General features: G+C 49.0%; 15 protein-coding genes. 14 read left to right on the forward strand and 1 reads right to left on the reverse strand.

Annotated elements, in window-relative coordinates:
• Window positions 1–3 precede the first annotated feature (3 nt).
• From MHI25_RS06975 to MHI25_RS07040, 14 genes are all read left to right on the forward strand, one after another.
• The gene (locus tag MHI25_RS06975; protein WP_076185401.1) at window positions 4–1536 is read left to right on the forward strand and encodes an ABC transporter ATP-binding protein; all 1533 of its coding nucleotides are present in this window, start codon (window positions 4–6) and stop codon (window positions 1534–1536) included.
• Window positions 1533–2675, forward strand: coding sequence for an ABC transporter permease (locus MHI25_RS06980; RefSeq protein WP_340395161.1), 1143 nt, complete (start codon window positions 1533–1535; stop codon window positions 2673–2675). The genes MHI25_RS06975 and MHI25_RS06980 overlap by 4 nt, the downstream gene beginning before the upstream one ends.
• Window positions 2676–2678: 3 nt before the next feature.
• Window positions 2679–3608, forward strand: a complete 930-nt coding sequence (locus tag MHI25_RS06985) for an ABC transporter permease (RefSeq protein ID WP_042185778.1) — start codon at window positions 2679–2681, stop codon at window positions 3606–3608.
• Between the two features lie 58 nt (window positions 3609–3666).
• Window positions 3667–4566, forward strand: a complete 900-nt coding sequence (locus MHI25_RS06990) for an FAD binding domain-containing protein (RefSeq protein WP_340395162.1) — start codon at window positions 3667–3669, stop codon at window positions 4564–4566.
• A gap of 34 nt (window positions 4567–4600) precedes the next feature.
• Window positions 4601–6895, forward strand: coding sequence for a xanthine dehydrogenase subunit D (pucD, locus tag MHI25_RS06995; RefSeq protein ID WP_340395163.1), 2295 nt, complete (start codon window positions 4601–4603; stop codon window positions 6893–6895).
• Window positions 6882–7418 (forward strand): (2Fe-2S)-binding protein, encoded by a 537-nt coding sequence (locus tag MHI25_RS07000; RefSeq protein ID WP_081386353.1) that lies wholly within the window; start codon window positions 6882–6884, stop codon window positions 7416–7418. Before pucD ends, MHI25_RS07000 begins: the two co-directional genes overlap by 14 nt.
• A gap of 4 nt (window positions 7419–7422) precedes the next feature.
• Window positions 7423–7935, forward strand: a complete 513-nt coding sequence (uraD, locus tag MHI25_RS07005) for a 2-oxo-4-hydroxy-4-carboxy-5-ureidoimidazoline decarboxylase (RefSeq protein ID WP_076125440.1) — start codon at window positions 7423–7425, stop codon at window positions 7933–7935.
• Between the two features lie 43 nt (window positions 7936–7978).
• Complete coding sequence (gene pucL / locus MHI25_RS07010) at window positions 7979–8929, forward strand: factor-independent urate hydroxylase (RefSeq protein WP_340395164.1); 951 nt, start codon at window positions 7979–7981, stop codon at window positions 8927–8929.
• Window positions 8929–9303, forward strand: coding sequence for a hydroxyisourate hydrolase (gene uraH, locus MHI25_RS07015; protein WP_076125436.1), 375 nt, complete (start codon window positions 8929–8931; stop codon window positions 9301–9303). The genes pucL and uraH overlap by 1 nt, the downstream gene beginning before the upstream one ends.
• 33 nt (window positions 9304–9336) lie before the next feature.
• A complete protein-coding gene (locus MHI25_RS07020) occupies window positions 9337–10731 on the forward strand; it encodes an allantoinase (RefSeq protein WP_076125434.1) in 1395 nt (464 codons plus the stop codon).
• Window positions 10728–11984, forward strand: coding sequence for a Zn-dependent hydrolase (locus tag MHI25_RS07025; protein ID WP_340395165.1), 1257 nt, complete (start codon window positions 10728–10730; stop codon window positions 11982–11984). The genes MHI25_RS07020 and MHI25_RS07025 overlap by 4 nt, the downstream gene beginning before the upstream one ends.
• A 34-nt stretch (window positions 11985–12018) precedes the next feature.
• Complete coding sequence (locus MHI25_RS07030; protein WP_340395166.1) at window positions 12019–13251, forward strand: alanine--glyoxylate aminotransferase family protein; 1233 nt, start codon at window positions 12019–12021, stop codon at window positions 13249–13251.
• Between the two features lie 234 nt (window positions 13252–13485).
• On the forward strand, window positions 13486–15303 hold the full coding sequence (locus MHI25_RS07035; RefSeq protein WP_076193039.1) for an adenine deaminase C-terminal domain-containing protein: 1818 nt from the start codon (window positions 13486–13488) through the stop codon (window positions 15301–15303).
• A 357-nt stretch (window positions 15304–15660) separates the two neighbouring features.
• Complete coding sequence (locus MHI25_RS07040; protein WP_076193037.1) at window positions 15661–16113, forward strand: IDEAL domain-containing protein; 453 nt, start codon at window positions 15661–15663, stop codon at window positions 16111–16113.
• A gap of 92 nt (window positions 16114–16205) precedes the next feature.
• On the opposite strand, the gene hemH is transcribed toward MHI25_RS07040, so the two are convergent.
• Complete coding sequence (gene hemH, locus MHI25_RS07045; protein ID WP_340395167.1) at window positions 16206–17219, reverse strand: ferrochelatase; 1014 nt, start codon at window positions 17217–17219, stop codon at window positions 16206–16208.
• Window positions 17220–17259: the final 40 nt, after the last annotated feature.

The raw sequence follows: 17259 nt of genomic DNA on the forward strand, positions 1-17259 counted from the left end.
GCCATGCGGGGAACTTCAGTTGAAATGCGGGGGATTGTGAAAAAATTCGGCTCGGTAACCGCCAGTGATCAAGTCGACTTTTCGGCAAATGCGGGTGAGATTCATGCGTTGCTTGGGGAGAATGGGGCCGGGAAGAGCACGGTGATGAGCATGCTGTCAGGGGTGTACAGAGCAGATGAAGGAGAAATCTTCATTCATGGGAAAGGTGCTCAGATCCGTTCTCCTAAAGATGCTGCGCAGCTGGGTGTAGGTATGGTGTTTCAGAACTTTAGGCTGGTGCAAAGCCTCACAGCAGCAGAAAATATCGTGCTTGGCGAAAAGTCGTCTTTCTGGCGCGGCCGTAAGTGGATGAAGAACAAACGCGAGGAGATAGAGGCATTAGCGGAACGGTTTGGACTGAATTTCCCGGTGGATCGCCCGATCTGGCAGTTGTCCGTGGGTGAGCAGCAGCGTGTTGAAATCGTTAAGACGCTGTATCGCGGGGCTGACATTATTATTCTGGATGAACCAACCTCTGTATTGACCCCGGGAGAGGTGGAACAGCTATTTGAAACGCTGCGGGTCATGAAGCAGGCAGGGAAAACGGTCATTATGACTACTCATAAAATGAAAGAGGTTATGGCGTCCTCCGATCGGATTTCCGTCATGCGCAAAGGGAAAATGATCGCCACACTGACCACGGCAGATACAGATGAACTGGAGCTGGCTCGTCTGATGGTGGGCAAGGAAGTAACCATCACCCGTCAAGAACGGGAAGCCACTGAAGGGGATTCTTTATTAGAAGTGAAAGATGTGGACGTATATGCCGATCACGGGCGAAAAGCACTGGATCACTTCTCACTGAACGTATGTAAAGGGGAGATTGTAGGCGTAGCTGGGGTAGCTGGTAACGGGCAAAAGGAACTGGCTGAAGTGTTAACAGGTCTTAGAGGCTGGAAAAGTGGTGAAATCACGTTTGATGGAAAAACGGTGAAATCGGCTTCGGTTAGAGGGGCAATTGATTCAGGAATCTCCCACGTGCCGGAGAACCGGATGAAGAGCGGTTTAGCTGGACGCCTCGGATCGGTGGATAATCTTTTGTTTAAGTCTTACCGCTCAGAGGAGCACTCCAAATTTGGTTTCTTGAAGTCCGCGAAGAACCGTTTGTGGTCACAGGAGCTGGTCCAGCGCTTTAACGTCAAGACACCTGAGCTGGAGACGCCAGTACAACAGTTGTCAGGTGGTAATCAGCAGAAGCTGCTCTTTGCACGTGAAATCAGTCATCGGCCTAAGCTGATGGTCGCCGTTCATCCGACACAAGGGCTGGATGTAGGTGCCACGGCTGGTGTTCACGACCTACTTATGGAACTGCGTGGTTCAGGTAGTGGCGTGTTGTTAATTTCGGAGGATTTAGATGAATTGCTTCAGTTGTCCGACCGGATTCTAGTGATCTATAACGGCTCAATTATTGGTGAGAGTACACATGAGGAAGCGAATCGAGAGAGCATCGGACTACTAATGGCTGGTATTCATAATAGAGAGGAGAGCGCCGTATGAGCCTGGAGAATGGAAGAAATACCGCAGCAGCAGTACTGGAACCCCTCCCCTCTCACTCCGGAAAACGATTCTCTCTACGTTTCGAATACGATGCCAGCCGCATCCGTTCTCCTTGGTGGACACCTATTGTATCTATAATTTTAGCGCTATTGTTGTGTGCCCTATTTATTGCGGCGAATGGCATGAATCCGGTGCTGGTCTATGAAAAAATGTTCCGTGGCGCATTTGGCACTGCGTATGGGCTCACGGAAACGATGGTTAAAGCGATCCCGCTACTCCTATGTGGGCTTGGGATTGCTGTGGCTTACCGCATTTCGGTATGGAATATTGGAGCAGAAGGCCAGTTAACTGTTGGGGCTATGGCGGCCACAGCGGTCACGATTTATTTTCCTGACTTACCTTCATTCTGGTCCCTGAGCTTAATGCTGCTGTTCGGGATTGCCGCGGGTGCGCTTTGGGGACTGCTGACTGCTATTCCGCGGACGCATTTTGGAGTGAATGAGCTAATCACTTCATTAATGCTGAATTATGTTGCCCTATTGGCGCTCGATTACGTGGTATTCGGACCCTGGAAAGATCCTAAAGGATTTAATTTCCCGGGATCACCTATGTTTACTGCGGCTCAGTCGCTGCCTGTTCTCGGAAGTACAAGATTGCATATTGGATTGTTATTTGGACTTATCGCCGTTGTGATTTATTACTTAATGATTCGTTTTACCAAGTGGGGTTACGAGCTCCGGCTGATTGGGGCTAATCCTGTTGCAGCCAGATACGCGGGGGTTCCTATCAAGCGCCATATTATTATCGTCATGCTGATCAGTGGGGGGCTCGCCGGGATCGCTGGCATGGCGGAGGTCTCCGGTGTTACACACAAGCTGATGCAGGGCATTTCACCGGGTTATGGATACACCGCCATTATTGTGGCTTGGTTGGCCAAATTGAATCCACTCGGTCTAATCGTTACTTCTATTTTATTCGGTGGCTTAATTGTTGGCGGATATAGTGTTCAAACCATCGGGCTGCCCTCATCGATATCAGAAATGCTGCAGGGCTCCATCCTGTTTTTCTTGATTGCTGGCGATATGATCTATCGTTTCCGCATTCGTCGTAGCTGGGTTGAGCTGAAAGGGGGGAGATAGGCGATGGATTTTACAACACAGCTACTTATTGCCGCTATTTCCGCAGGGACCCCGCTGCTGCTGGCTACGCTGGGAGGCATTCTAAATGAACGAGCCGGCATTATACAGCTTGGGGCTGAAGGTCTGATGCTGATGGGAGCGGTCACCACTTGTATCGTGTATATTCGCTCCGGAAACCTGTTGCTGGCTCTGCTGGCTACCGTAGCTGTAACGGCTGTGCTTGGTTTGCTGCATTCTTTTCTCTGTGTGACCTTGCGGGCGAATCAAACGATGTCCGGTCTTGCAATGACCTTGTTCGGCAGTGGGTTGAGCGCTTATCTTGGTAAACCAATCAGCGGCATTCCTTTGCCGGGAACCTCCCCTAAGCTGCATCTGGCTTGGCTGGAAAATGTACCGTTCATCGGAAAAATATTCGGCAACATGGATTACCTAACCTGGTTCAGCCTGCTGCTAGTGCTTGCTCTGCATCTGCTAATTCACCGCACTTCATGGGGCCTGCATTTGCGGGCAGTCGGAGACAGTCCGGCTACCGCAGATGTGATGGGGATCCGTGTGCAGCTTATCCGCTACAGCTATGTGATCACCGGTGCTGCTCTCATCGGCCTGGCCGGAGCGGATATGGTATTGGCCTATGCGCCAACCTGGAATGAAGGGCTGACAGCCGGTCGAGGCTGGATTGCGGTAGGGCTAGTGATTTTTGCCAGATGGAATCCGCTGCGCGCTTTGTTCTGCGCTTACTTTTTTGGGGCATTGGATTCACTTGGCTTCCGCATTCAATTGCTGGGCAGTGCAGTTCCGCCCTATTTTCTCAAAATGATTCCGTACCTTGTGACCATTCTGGTCCTAATGTACCTTGGGTACCGCAATCGCAACAAACCATCCGGTACACCGGAGGCGCTCGGAGTTCCTTATATTCGGGAACAAAGGTTTTAAGGCAGGCTATACGAGAAGGGAAGCGGCAATCTGGTACTCAAAAAGGGAGGCGGAGTGTATGGGAGTTATACGGGAAGAGGATGGAAGGCTACCTGAAGTAATTCAACCCCACAGCCTGCACGAAGCTTGGGAGAGAAAAACGGCGTTTGGAGACAGTTCCCGATATGTCGCAGGAGGAACATTGCTGAGAACAGGGTGGGAAAATGGAACGGATCATATGCCCAAACAGCTGATTGATCTTCGGCAAATCACAAATCTCGGCGACATTACCTTAACGGAATTTCACTTATCTCTGGGCGCTCTTGTTCCACTCTCCCAGTGCCGCAGTAATGAGCATTTGCAGGCCGTGGCTCCTGCGCTGCAAGAGGCTGCACGTTGCATAGCGGCTCCGTCGGTGCGTAATCTTGCCACGCTCGGGGGCAATATCGCTTCTGGCTTCGGAGATATTCTACCTGCGTTACTGGTCTATGACGCGGAGTTAATCTCCTTTGACGGCAAATTTATGACGGCACTACCTTTGATAGAGTGGCTAAACAATCACTGGAGCGGGATAAAACCTTCGGCAGATCTTGTGGCTGAGATTCGCATCTCACCTACTCGCTTAGAGAGTCCGTTAACGGATAGGCTAGAAATTTTCCGTAAGGTTGGCCGCAGGGAAGTGTTCACCCCTTCACTTGTAACAGTAGCAATCTCAGCATCAATCGATGAGGAACTCCGTTTCCGTGAGGTGCGTATCGCCGCAGGTGGGGGCTCTGGGCGGCCGCAGCGACTAAGTAGAGCTGAAGTTATGCTTGAAGGTGTGAGGTATACAGAGGAGCTGTTGGCTTCTTTATATGAAGAGGTTGAGAACAGCTTTGAGACGTATAGTGATCCCTTTGCAACAGAACTTTACAAGAAAAAGACTGCTGGGAATTTGGTTGTATCTGAGCTGTGGAAGGCTATGAATATACGGAGTTAAGAGGTGAATAACCCGACGAAAGGAGAGAGGGAAAATGCTGCTGAATAAGGAATCCAGCGGTAGCCGCTGGCGTACACGACCCGATGGAGAGGGCAAGGTATCCGGTAAGCTGCAGTATTTGACCGACATGAGGGCAGAAGGAATGTTGATCGGCCGCGTGCTCCGCAGTGAGCAGGCACATGCTCGTATTTTGTCCATACGCATTGAGAAGGCCGTTGAAGTCCCTGGTGTACACGCTGTAATTACTTATGAGGATGTGCCCGGACTTAACGGCTTTGGCATAGCTTTGCCGCATCAACCGGTATTTTGCAGTGACCGTGTGCGTTACACTGGCGATGCGATTGCGGCAGTCGCGGCAGAGACGGACGAAATTGCGGAATACGCCTTATCTCTTATCGAAGTGGATTATGAGCTTCTACCCTTACTCGAGAACCCGGAAGAGGCGATGAAAAAGGACGCAATTCTGCTGCATGCCGAGGGAAACGTGCTTCATCATACGGAATATCGAAAAGGGGAGCCGGAAGCGGTATTTACGGATTGCTGTCATGTGGTAGAGGAGACTTATTATACACCACGCCAAATGCACACTTATATGGAGACTGAAGGTGGACTGTTCATCCCAGAGGATAACGGACGGCTTACCGTATATTCAGCTACACAACATGGGTTGATGGATCGCCTGCAGCTATCCAGAATTCTGGCTATTCCTCAAGAAGATATTCGCGTCATCTCGAGTCCTATCGGCGGGTCCTTTGGAGGAAAAGACGAGCTGAATGTACAGCCATATGGAGCGCTGCTCGCCTTGCGGACACTCCGTCCGGTAAGACTGCATAATTCGAGAGCTGAATCGGTACGTGCAGGACTAAAACGCCATCCCATGAAAATCACCATGAAGACTGGCTGCGACCCCGAAGGAATCATCAGGGCACATCAGGTCAGAATTATTTCGGATACGGGAGCTTACGCAACACTGGGGGCGGAGGTGCTCAACTTTGCGACAGAACATGTGATGGGCCCCTATATCATCGATCATGTGGATGTGAAGGGTTTTGCTGTATATACCAATAACGGTGTATCTGGTGAATTTCGCGGTTTTGGCGGCAATCAGGCGATTTTTGCTTTGGAGGGACAAATCGATCGGTTGGCTGAGCGATTGCAGATCGATCCGTGGGAAATGCGCCGCCGCAATTTGCGTAAATATGGAGATCTGGGGCCGCTGGGTCAGGAAATTGCTCAGACCGATGGTGCCTTTCAGGTGTGGGAAGCGCTGGCGGGTTCGCCTCTTATGACTGAGGCCGCATCTACAGACAGTGATTCAGGTGTGGTGGAACCTTGGATCGTAACTGGAACGGGTGCTGCTATAGCTATGCATGGTGCAGGACTTGGCTATGGTATTCCCGATCCGGCGGGTGGCAGGCTCTCTTTGACGCTAGAGGGCAAAATTGAGGCGGTGTTTGGTTACGAGGAGTTTGGTCAGGGGTTAATCGCAACAATGGAACAAATGCTGATTGAACAGTTTGGCTTGGCGGCAGAGGATCTAAGCATCGTTATTGGCGATACGGATGTTGTGCCCGATAGCGGATCTAGTACGGCTTCCCGATCAACCAGCATGATGTGGATGGCCTTAAAACGGCTGCGTCCAGACTTCACCGCTCGAGTGCTGCAGGCAGCTGCGATGATAAAGCCAGAGCTGGATAACTATGAAATGAAGCTCGGCCCTGGCGGTATTTGGCTAAAAGACGGCGGTCTGCTTCTGACTTACAAGGACTTGGCACAGCATATTTCAGAACCCATTGTCTGTAATACAAAGTTTACTTATCCAACCACACCCTTTAAAAGAGTGGGGGCACATTTCCTATACACCTATTCCGCAATCGCGGTCCGTGTGGAAGTTAATCTGCTTACAGGACGTGTTCGTGTACTGGACCAATATCATGCGGTAGCGGCGGGACCGGTGGCTAATCCGCAAGGTTATCTCGGGCAGATCGAAGGTGGCAGCAGTATGGCGGTAGGCTTCACTTTGTCAGAGGATGCTGTGATGTCAGGCGGCAGCTATGTCACCAAAAATTTAGACACCTATTTGGTGCCGACCATTGCCGACATGAATGGCAGCATTCAGGTGCAGCCGATAGAGGATTTGCCGGATCATGACACGTACGGTCCTCGCGGCATTGGAGAGGTGGGTTCCGTCAATTTAGCTCCGGCAGTCGCGTCAGCCATATTTCAGGCTGTAGGGAAACGGGTAACCAAGCTGCCCATTGATCCCGAATGGCTGCAGTCTACACCGTTTATTCCACAAAAGGTGGTGAACATCCATGTCGAGCCATAATTCAGATGCGAATCTAGATGAAGATAACCTTGACCCCTTATCGTCTGAGGAAGCCTTTGCAGAAGAGAGGTTCACCTTTAATTGCAATCTTAATGGTAAAGCGATATCCACGGAGATTCCACCCTCCCGCCGGCTTTTAAAGGTCATACGTGAAGATTTGGAGCTGACCGGCACAAAACGTTCTTGTGAGATTGGCCGCTGCGGGGCATGTATGGTGCTGGTGGATGGACGTCCAGTGAATTCATGTCTGGTCATGGCCTATCAATGCTCAGGTGCGGAAATTACAACGATTGAGGGTCTTAGTGAAGTAGGCCTGCATCCCGTTCAGCGGGCTTTTTTAGAAGAGGGGGGGTTCCAATGCGGTTATTGCACACCAGGGATGGTCATCTCGGTGGTTGCTCTGCTGGAAGAGAACCCGCATCCTACTCAGGCTGAAGTGGAAGAAGCTTTATCGGGTAACATTTGTCGCTGTACGGGGTACGGTGGCATTTTACGAGCTGTTAACAAAGCTATTGGAGGTTGAGTGGATGGTCGTTTCTGAAGGCAGGTTTACGATGGAAGAGATAAATGCCATGAGTATAACGGATTTTGTGAAGCATCTAGGCGGCATTTTTGAACATTCACCGTGGGTAGCAGAGGAGGCTTATAAGCAGATTCCGTTCCATTCTTTAGAGCATTTGCATAGCACCATGATGCAGACCGTACTGAGTGCTGACCGGAGCCGAATGGAGGGACTATTAAAAGCTCATCCGGATTTGGCGACTAGGCTTCAAGTTACGGCTTTATCTGCCTCAGAGCAGCAGGGAGCTGGACTGGATCGGTTAACAACGAAAGAGTTCAATCTATTGAATGATCTGAATCGAAAGTATACGGACAAATTTCATTTTCCTTTTATTCTAGCTGTTCGTGGCAAAAACAAAGATGACATTATCAGCGCCATTGGAGTGCGAGTAGAGCGTTCCCCTCAGGAGGAATGGGTTCAAGCCTTTTCTGAAGTCGGTACAATTACGAGATTTCGCCTAAGTGATTTAATTATTTAATTATTCATTCATTCATTCATCATAAACGGGGAGGGTGTCAGCCATGCTGGAACCAATTAACGGACGTACAATGTTTTATGGAAAAAGTGATGTGCTAACTTATCGTACCTATGCTAAACCGCTGGCCGTTACCGCCGTTCCCGAATCTTCCTTCACGGGCTGCGACAACATTATATTCGCACATAATATTACATTCGCAGTCACGGGCGGAGCGTTTCTTCCTTCTTTTTCAGAGGGGGATAATTCCATGGTTGTTGCTACCGATTCTATGAAAAATTTCATCCTGCGCAATACCGCGGACTACACTGGAAGCACAACGGAGGGGCTACTGCAGCTTCTAAGCAGCCGTTTTCTCGATAAATACGATCATGTCACCGCAGTTTCAGTTTCCGCAGACCGGTTACCTTTTGAACAGGTGATGGTGCCCGGGGTTGAGGGGCTTAAACAGAGTCATTTAGTACTGCGTCACTCCAATAATGAATCTTATTCGGCTTCGTTAACTATAAAACGTGGAGAGAATGGGACTGAGGTTATCGCTCATGAATGCCGATTGAAGGATTTACAGCTGATAAAAGTGAGTGGAAGCTCGTTTTATGGATTCGTCCGTGATGAGTATACAACATTGCCGGAGAGCTTTGACCGTCCGCTTTATATTTTTCTGAATATTAACTGGACCTACAGTGATGTTCAGCATGCTCTGGATGGAGATCTAGGCCAATATGTGGCATCGGAGCAGGTTCGCGATATCGCCCATAGCGCTTTTCATGAGCTGAACAGTCCATCAATCCAATCGTTGATTTATCAAATTGGGCTGCGCGTATTGTCCCGTTTTCCACAGCTGGCTACCGTTTCATTTGAGTCCAATAACCGGACTTGGGAAACCATTGTTGAGCCTGAAGAAACTAAAGGTGGAGTCTTCACCGAACCTCGTCCACCCTATGGCTTTCAGGGCTTTTCTGTCAGCCGTGCAGATCTGGCCGGAGAGACAGCGTAATGAGCGGGCGTCTTACCACCCATGTGCTGGATCTGTCGCGGGGGATTCCTGCTACAGGTCTGACGCTTCAGCTCTGGAAGCTTACGGATGGGATGAGCAAGCTTCTGTGTGAAGAAGTCACGAACAGTGACGGGAGGCTGGATGCTCCGCTGTTGGAGGGAAACGAAATGGAGTCTGGATGTTACGAGCTGCTGTTTATGGTTGGCGATTACTACCGTAGAGCGGATGCCAAAGCGTCAGCAGACACTCAACGTGAGATGCCTTTTTTTCTAGAACAGATACCTATTCGCTTTCATATAGAGAGCTCCATGCAACACTACCATGTACCTTTGCTAGTAGCACCTGGTGGATATAGTACGTATCGGGGAAGTTAAGAGAAAGTTGACGACCGGAGGAGGTGGCAGCTCATGAAGGAATCCTATGAACTTGTGATTAAGAACGGGAATGTAGTGCTGCCCGATCAGGTACTCAAGCTGGATATTGCAGTATCAGAGGGTAAGATTGTCGCACTTGGAGAGGAACTTTCGCTTGCGCCGCTAACCAAAGTCATCGACGCAGAGGGGTTCTATGTGCTCCCCGGTATGATTGATATGCATGTCCACTTTAATGAACCAACGTTTGGACATTGGGAAGGCTTTCGCAGCGGTTCTGCGGCGTTGGCAGCTGGCGGCTGCACAACCTATGCAGATATGCCGCTTAACGGCAATCCACCTACTGTGAACGAGGCTGGGCTTCGTCAAAAGGTAGATGCTGCGGCTGGAAACTCTGCCGTTGATTATGTGCTGTGGGGTGGGCTCGTTCCCGGCAATCTGGATGATTTAGAAGTTTTGGCAGCCGCTGGCGTCACTGGGTTTAAAGCCTTTCTCTCCAATCCTGGAGGGGAGGGCGAAGGCAGATTCCGTGAAGTGGATGAGGATACACTCTATCAAGGGATGCAGCGAATTGCTTCTCTGGGCGGGATTCTGGCGCTGCATGCAGAAAGTGAGGCTATCACGGCGGTGTTGACCGCAGATGCAGTGCGAAATGGCAGAACCAGCGCAAGTGATTTTGCGGCTTGCCGCCCTGCTGAAGCAGAGCTGGAGGCAGTGTCCAGGGCGCTGCTGTACGGTGAACGTACGGGCTGCCGGTTGCATTTTGTTCATATCAGCACGGCCGCCGCCATTGAGAAAATCTATGAAGCTAAGCTTCGAGGTCTGGACGTTTCGGCCGAAACCTGTCCACATTATCTGGTCCTCACTGAAAATGATATGAAGGCTTTAGGCCCTGTGGCGAAGTGTGCGCCTCCGCTGCGAAGTGCGGTGGAGCAGGAGAAGTTATGGGAGATGCTGGCCCAAGGCAAAATCGATCTGATTGCTTCGGATCATTCCCCCTGTCCAACGGAATTGAAGGTGAAGCCGGACTTGTCTTTTTTTGCAGCTTGGGGTGGGATCTCGGGTGCGCAGAGCAGTCTGGAGCTTATGTTCCATGAAGGCGTGAATGTGCGGGGTTTGGATGTTACATTAATTTCCAGTCTGCTTGCAGGGCAACCCGCAAAACGTTTTGGAATAGAGCATCGCAAAGGCGCTATAGCCCTAGGTCTAGATGCCGATTTAGTTCTGCTGAATCCAAATACAACCTATACGCTGACTGCGGAGGATTTATTGTATCGCCACAAGCACAGCCCCTACATCGGAAGAACTTTATCCTGCAAAGTAGTTGCTACGATCTGTCGCGGGAATGTGATCTATACCTCTGAAGAAGGAGTGATCAGTGAGGGAGGTGGACAGTGGCTGCGAATTAGGAAGGAGCAGTACAGCCTATGAATGATTCCAGAGTTCAAGCGTCGACTCAGAAACTGCTGGAGCTGCTGGAGGAGCTGGCGGCATTCAGCACACCTGGGCCAGGAGTTACTAGACTGCTATATACGGAGGAATGGAGCCGGGCGCAGATTTTTTTGCAGGAAAAAATGGCTGGGCTCGGCTTAGAAGTTTCCATAGACAAGGTTGGCAATGTATATGGACGATTGAGTGGATGCAATCCGCAGCAAAAGGTTATTTTAACCGGATCGCATATTGATACTGTAATCAATGGCGGAAAATATGATGGTGCGTATGGGATCGCTGCGGCTATGATTGCGCTTCAAGATTTGCAGAGGAACTTTGGCCAGCCGCAGCGGACGCTTGAGGTCGTATCTTTTTGTGAAGAAGAGGGGAGCCGATTTCCGCTTGCTTATTGGGGTTCGGGCCATGTCACGGAAAGGTATGACGGAAGCGAGGCCGAGACCTGTATGGATGCAGAGGGCGTGACGTTAAAAGCAGCAATGGCACAATCCAGCTTCTTACAGGACATAACGGAGGAGAAAGCTTCTAAGCGGACTGGAGTCAGAAATGATATTGGTGCTTTTGTAGAACTGCACATCGAGCAGGGGATTATTCTGGAGAAAACGGACACTCAGATAGGCGTAGTTCAGGGGATTGTTGGACAGAGACGATATGTGGTCAAGGTCAGTGGTATTGCTAATCATGCGGGCACGACACCGATGTTTATGCGGCAGGATGCACTGGCTAGTGCGGTTGAAATGCTGTACTTGCTTGAAAGCTCTGCTAAAAAGGCTGGTGAACCTCTTGTAGCAACCTCGGGTAAGCTTGAGGTGTATCCGAATACGCCAAATGTGATCCCGGGTGAGGTTCTTTTTACACTAGATATCCGCCATAGTGAAGAGGACGAACTGGAACGTTTCTGTGAGAAGCTTCTTGCGGAATGTAATGAAATTGCTGTTAAACGTGGGGTGATTCTTGAGGTTACATCCGTGCTCCACACAGTCCCTGCACCTATGGATACGAAGCTATCTGCAATGCTGGAAAATATCTGCCGCCAAGAGGGGAAGACGTACCGCATGATGGTAAGTGGAGCGGGACATGACGCCCAGCTGTTTGCGCCGCGTTGCCCTACTGCGATGATATTTGTGCCAAGCCGAGCTGGCATCAGCCATTCTCCGGAAGAGTATACTTCCCCTGAGCAGCTCGTTGCTGGGCTTGAGGTTCTGACTGCGATGTTATATGAGTTAGCTTATTAAAAAGAGTTCGCCGAACTTTTAAGGGAGGATCATCATGAAGCGTTACGAAGATTTGTCGCCGTCCCAACGCTGTATTATGACTCCGGGTCCGGTCGAGGTAGATCCGCGTGTACTGCGAGCGATGTCTTTTCCGGTGCTGGGTCAGTTTGATCCAGAGTTCACCTCTATTATGAATGAAACGATGGAAATGCTGCGGGAGTTGTTTGCTACTTCTAACTCATGGGCTTACCCTATCGATGGTACCTCCCGTTCTGGAATTGAAGCCGTGATGGTTAGTTTGATCCTGCCGGGTGAGCGTGTGCTGATTCCGATCTTTGGCCGCTTCGGACATCTATTGCATGAGATTGCTGAAAGATGTGGCGCTGAGGTGTTCGTGTTGGAAAAGCCATGGGGGAGCGTGTTTGAGCCGGATGAAGTGATAGCAGCTATGGAGACTTTTAAGCCACATGTGGTGGCAATGGTTCACGGGGAGACCTCTACAGGACGTGTGCAGCCACTCGCGGAAATTGGTAGAGCTTGCCGCCGGATGGATACTTTATTCATAGTCGATGCAGTTGCAACCATTGGGGGCATTCCTGTCGAGACAGATGCTTGGATGTTGGATGCCGTCGTTGGCGGTACACAGAAATGCCTGTCCGTCCCTTCCGGAATGGCACCGATAACGTATAATGATCGTGCTGAAGCTAAGCTCATGACCCGAAAACGAGTAGAACGCGGGATTAGAACAAGTGATGTACAGCCAGGTGACTTATCTTTTGTCCGCAGCAATTATTTCGATCTCAGCATGCTTCAGGATTACTGGAGTCCACAACGTCTCAATCATCATACAGAGATGACCTCAATGCTTTATGCACTGCGGGAGGGCTTGCGGCTTACCCTTGAAGAAGGGCTGGATGCCAGATTCGCCAGACATATCCTCCATGAAAAAGCACTTGTAGCTGGATTAACAGCTATGGGTTTAGAACTATACGGGGATCCTTCCTGCAAGCTTACTGTTGTTACCTGTGTGCTCATCCCTGAGGGGATAGATGGGGAAGCTGTCCGTTCGCTGCTGCTGGGGCGGTTCGGAATTGAAATTGCCAGTTCTTTTGGACCGTTAAAGGGAAGGATCTGGCGTATCGGTACGATGGGTTTTAGCTGTCGTGAGAATAACGTGTTGCGGCTGCTTGGAGCGCTGGAAGCCGCATTACAGCGTCATGGATTTAAGGGGCCTTGCGGGTTTGGGGTTCCGGCAGCACTTGACGTATATGAGGCAAAAGTAAGATAATCGTTGGAATAGAGCAGATGGCGGGAGAGTAAAAACAGGGGCATGTCCGGATGGTTTGGACAATCTTTGGGAATAAGTAAACGGCTATCATCTACAGGGATGATTGAGCCGTTTTTTCTTACAAATACAGACCTGCGCAACTATATTATCCTAGGCTTAATAGTTAGGCAATCCTCTATGATTACGGATCTATTCACTACATCAAGACAACACTTGGATACTAACGGGGGAGAGATGAAGATGACAACTTTTACAAGAAAGCCTTTAGCAGATTGTGTACCTGAGCTTGTGGCTACGGCAAGAGGCGATAAACCGGCAACACTGGTAATTACAGGTGGAAAGCTGGTCAACGTATGCTCTGGTGAAATTCTAGAAGGAATGTCTGTTGGTGTTCAAGGTGGACGAATTGCTTATGTTGGTAAAGATGTGACACATATGATTGGCGAAGGAACGCAAGTTATTGATGCGAACGGCAAGTATATAGCTCCGGGATTGCTCGATGGCCACTGCCATATTGAGAGTACCCAGCTAACCGTTACTGAATTTTCCCGCGCTGTTCTGCCGCTTGGCACAACAGGTGGTTTCTTTGATGCACATGAGATTGCTAATGTATTCGGGCTGAAGGGTATTCAATTGATGCTGGATGAGATGCGGGGTACGCCGTTAGCTGCTTACATGCAGGTGGCTTCTTGTGTGCCTGCGGCAGGTGCGGAATTCGAGACAACGGGTGCCTCAATTGGTCCTGAAGAAGTTGCCGAAGCTTTTACTTGGGGCAAAGATGTGATTGCACTGGGCGAAGTGATGAATTTCCCTGGCGTTGTTTACGGCGATGAGAAAATGCTTGGAGAGATTCAAGCTACGCTGCGGGCAGGCAGATTTGTTGACGGTCATTTCACATGGCCTTCCAGCGACTGGAGACTGCCAGTGTATGCTGCGGCAGGGGTAACTGGTGATCATGAGTGTGTTACAGCAGACGATGTGATTGAGCGCGTTCGACTGGGGATGTATGCCAAAATGCGCCGGGGCTCGGCTTGGCATGATGTTGCCAAGACCATCACCGCTCATACAGAGCGTGGACTTGATCCGCGTCGCATGATGCTGGTAACTGACGACCGCAGCTCGGAATCGTTACGGGACGAAGGTCATATGGATTTCGTTGTTCGCCATGCGATTGCTCAAGGCGTGAAGCCAGTAACAGCCTTCCAAATGGCAACTATTAATACGGCAGAGCGTTTTGGGTTGTCTCAGGATATCGGATCTATTACTCCAGGTTCTTTTGCGGATATTATTCTGCTGGACGGGAATTTGGCCGATGTTCGTGTGGTACTTACGATTGCTGCTGGTGTAGTCGTTGCCGAAAACGGTGTGATGACGGCAGAGCTTGCTAAATTCTCATATCCAGAGGAAGTTTTGGCTTCGGTTCATTTGCCGCAGCGTCCTACCGCCGAAGATTTTATTATCTCGGCTCCAATTGAAACAGGTGAACTTACTACAAGAGTTATTAAAGTAAGAGAAAATCATGTGGAGACCATTGAACGTATGGTTTCGGTACCTGTAGTAGCAGGGCAGCTGGATGTAAATGCTGTAGAGGGTCTATGTAAAATCGCTGTGCTCGAACGGCATAAAGGAACAGGAAATAAATCAGTGGCTGTTGTGGAAGGCATCGGTTTTAAAGAACCGGCTGCTATCGCAATGACTGTTGCTCATGATAGTCATAATGTACTCGTCATCGGCAATGATAATGAGCTAATGGCCAAAGCTGCGAACGCGGTGGCAGACGCTCAGGGTGGGGTCGCCGTAATTACATCTAGTGGAGAAACGTTATTCCCGTTGGCCATTGCAGGCCTAATGTCTACAGAGCCATTTGAAATTGCTGCTGAGAAATCAGCTGCGATCAGCAAAGCGTTGTATGATGCCGGCTGTACTTTGAATTACGCGTTTATGACTTTATCGCTGCTTGCTTTGGCGGTTATCCCAACGTTACGTATCACAGATAAAGGACTCGTGCGGATTTCACCCGAGGGAATACAGTTAGTGCCATTGTTTGTTTAAGTAAATTAACTGAAGTATAATCCTAATGCAAAAAACTGTTCTGAGGTCGTAATGACCCTTCAGAACAGTTTTTTTGTTTAAATATAAGAAAGCAAAAGCTTCACATGATGCGTAATCTTTATACATCTTATTGTAATGAACAATAATATTAAACAGATTTTTAGAGAATGAAACATTTTTCTGAGCGAAATCCTAAAAAAATATAAATAAAGCATAGTCAGGTGACGATAATAATGTTAAATTAGATAAAATTAAAGTGAATTAATGGAGTTAATTTTACATTAATGGCATATAAAGAATTATAGATAATGGCAGGTTTCGAATAACCCAACTAAGAGGGACGAGGTGCATGGAGAGATGATCAGACTAGAAACGCAAGATATTTTGAGTATTAGCATGAAGCAAATTGCTACTATTTTTAAGATGAAGCCGCTTGAACTGAGATTTGTCACCGATTTTCAGGGTGAGAAATATCTCTTAACTAATGATAAGTTACACCTCAACAACCAGCAATATTGGGCAAAGGTTATGGAATGTGTCTTTGATGATCATGTTAGACCTGTGTTAATGTGTGAGGTATTATATTTCCTTCGTAATGAATTTCTGGAAAGTGACATTAAGTTATGTTTTTCTTATGATTACGCAGAGGATGGGAATGGCGCAGCTACAGCTACGGCTGAAGTATCCTTTAATGACTCAGCAGATTTACAGCCGAGTGAGATTGCCGAGCTGATTGATTTTGCGTTGACCTTGCAGGACAAGCAGTGGTTCCATGAACTGACTACGAAATATAAGCAGCTTACAGCATAAGTATCCTTTCGATTCTTCATGCTTAACAATTGATATAGCTAACCGTCTTGTCTGCAACAGAAATGATCTGTGGACAAGACGGTTTTTTTGATTTACCATCCTTGGGCGTTTTTTTCTACATGTTCAGCCAAAAAATCAAGCCAATCCTCATGGTCATTCAAACAGGGGATTGCCATAAATTCCTCTGCTTGTCCTCCACCAGCCTCGAATTGTTCTCGTCCTTCTATGGCTAGCTCATGCAGCGTTTCCAGACAATCGGTCACAAGACCCGGTGAAAAAATCAGAGGCTTACGTATTCCTCGTCCGGCAAGCTCTCCCAGAACATCCGCAGTAGAGGGTCCTACCCATTCTTCTCGTCCGAAACGTGATTGAAAACTAAGCTGCCAGCGTTCGGGCTCCCAATTCATAGCAGAAGCAAGAAGATGCGCGGTTTCCATACATTGCTGCGGGTAGGGATCGCCGGTATCCGCATACCGTTTGGGAATCCCATGGAAGGTCAGTACAAAATAATCAGGTTCTTTGCTCAGAATCTCCAATTGACGCAGTAGGTGTGACTTCAAGGCTGAAATATAACCGGGCTCATTATAGTAGGCATCAATAAATCTTAGAGCCGGAATCAGACGTTTAGTTACAGGTCCAGTGGAGCTTTGGCGACCTAAGGCTGCAAAGCTGGCCTGATCGAATACGGACGCGGTAGTCGTGGACGAATATTGCGGAAACAGCGGCACAATGATAATTCGGGTAACTCCGGCGGTGTCGAATTTCGCCATCGCTTGCTCCATGCTGGGTTCGCTATAAGCCAATCCAAGCTCTACCTGATACCGTGGACCCAGCAGTTCTTGTAATCCAGATTGCTGAGCTAAAGAGTGAAAGAGCAATGGTGATCCTTCGGTTGTCCATATTTGACTGTACAGCTCAGCGGACCGGCGTGGACGTGAACGCAGAATGACACCTCGCAGCAAAGGCTGCCACAGCAGAGGAGAATAATCTATGATTCGGCGATCTGATAAAAAACGTTTCAGATAAGGCCGTACAGCTTTTGCAGTTGGTGCAGTAGGGGTGCCGATTTGGGCGAGTATAACTCCAATAGGTGGCTGTTTGCTCAAAGCACAGAACTCCTTTCCCATATAAGAGATCGTTCTAAAA

Origin of the sequence: Paenibacillus sp. FSL E2-0177 (assembly GCF_037992975.1) — a bacterium.
Lineage (GTDB): Bacteria > Bacillota > Bacilli > Paenibacillales > Paenibacillaceae > Paenibacillus_AQ > Paenibacillus_AQ odorifer.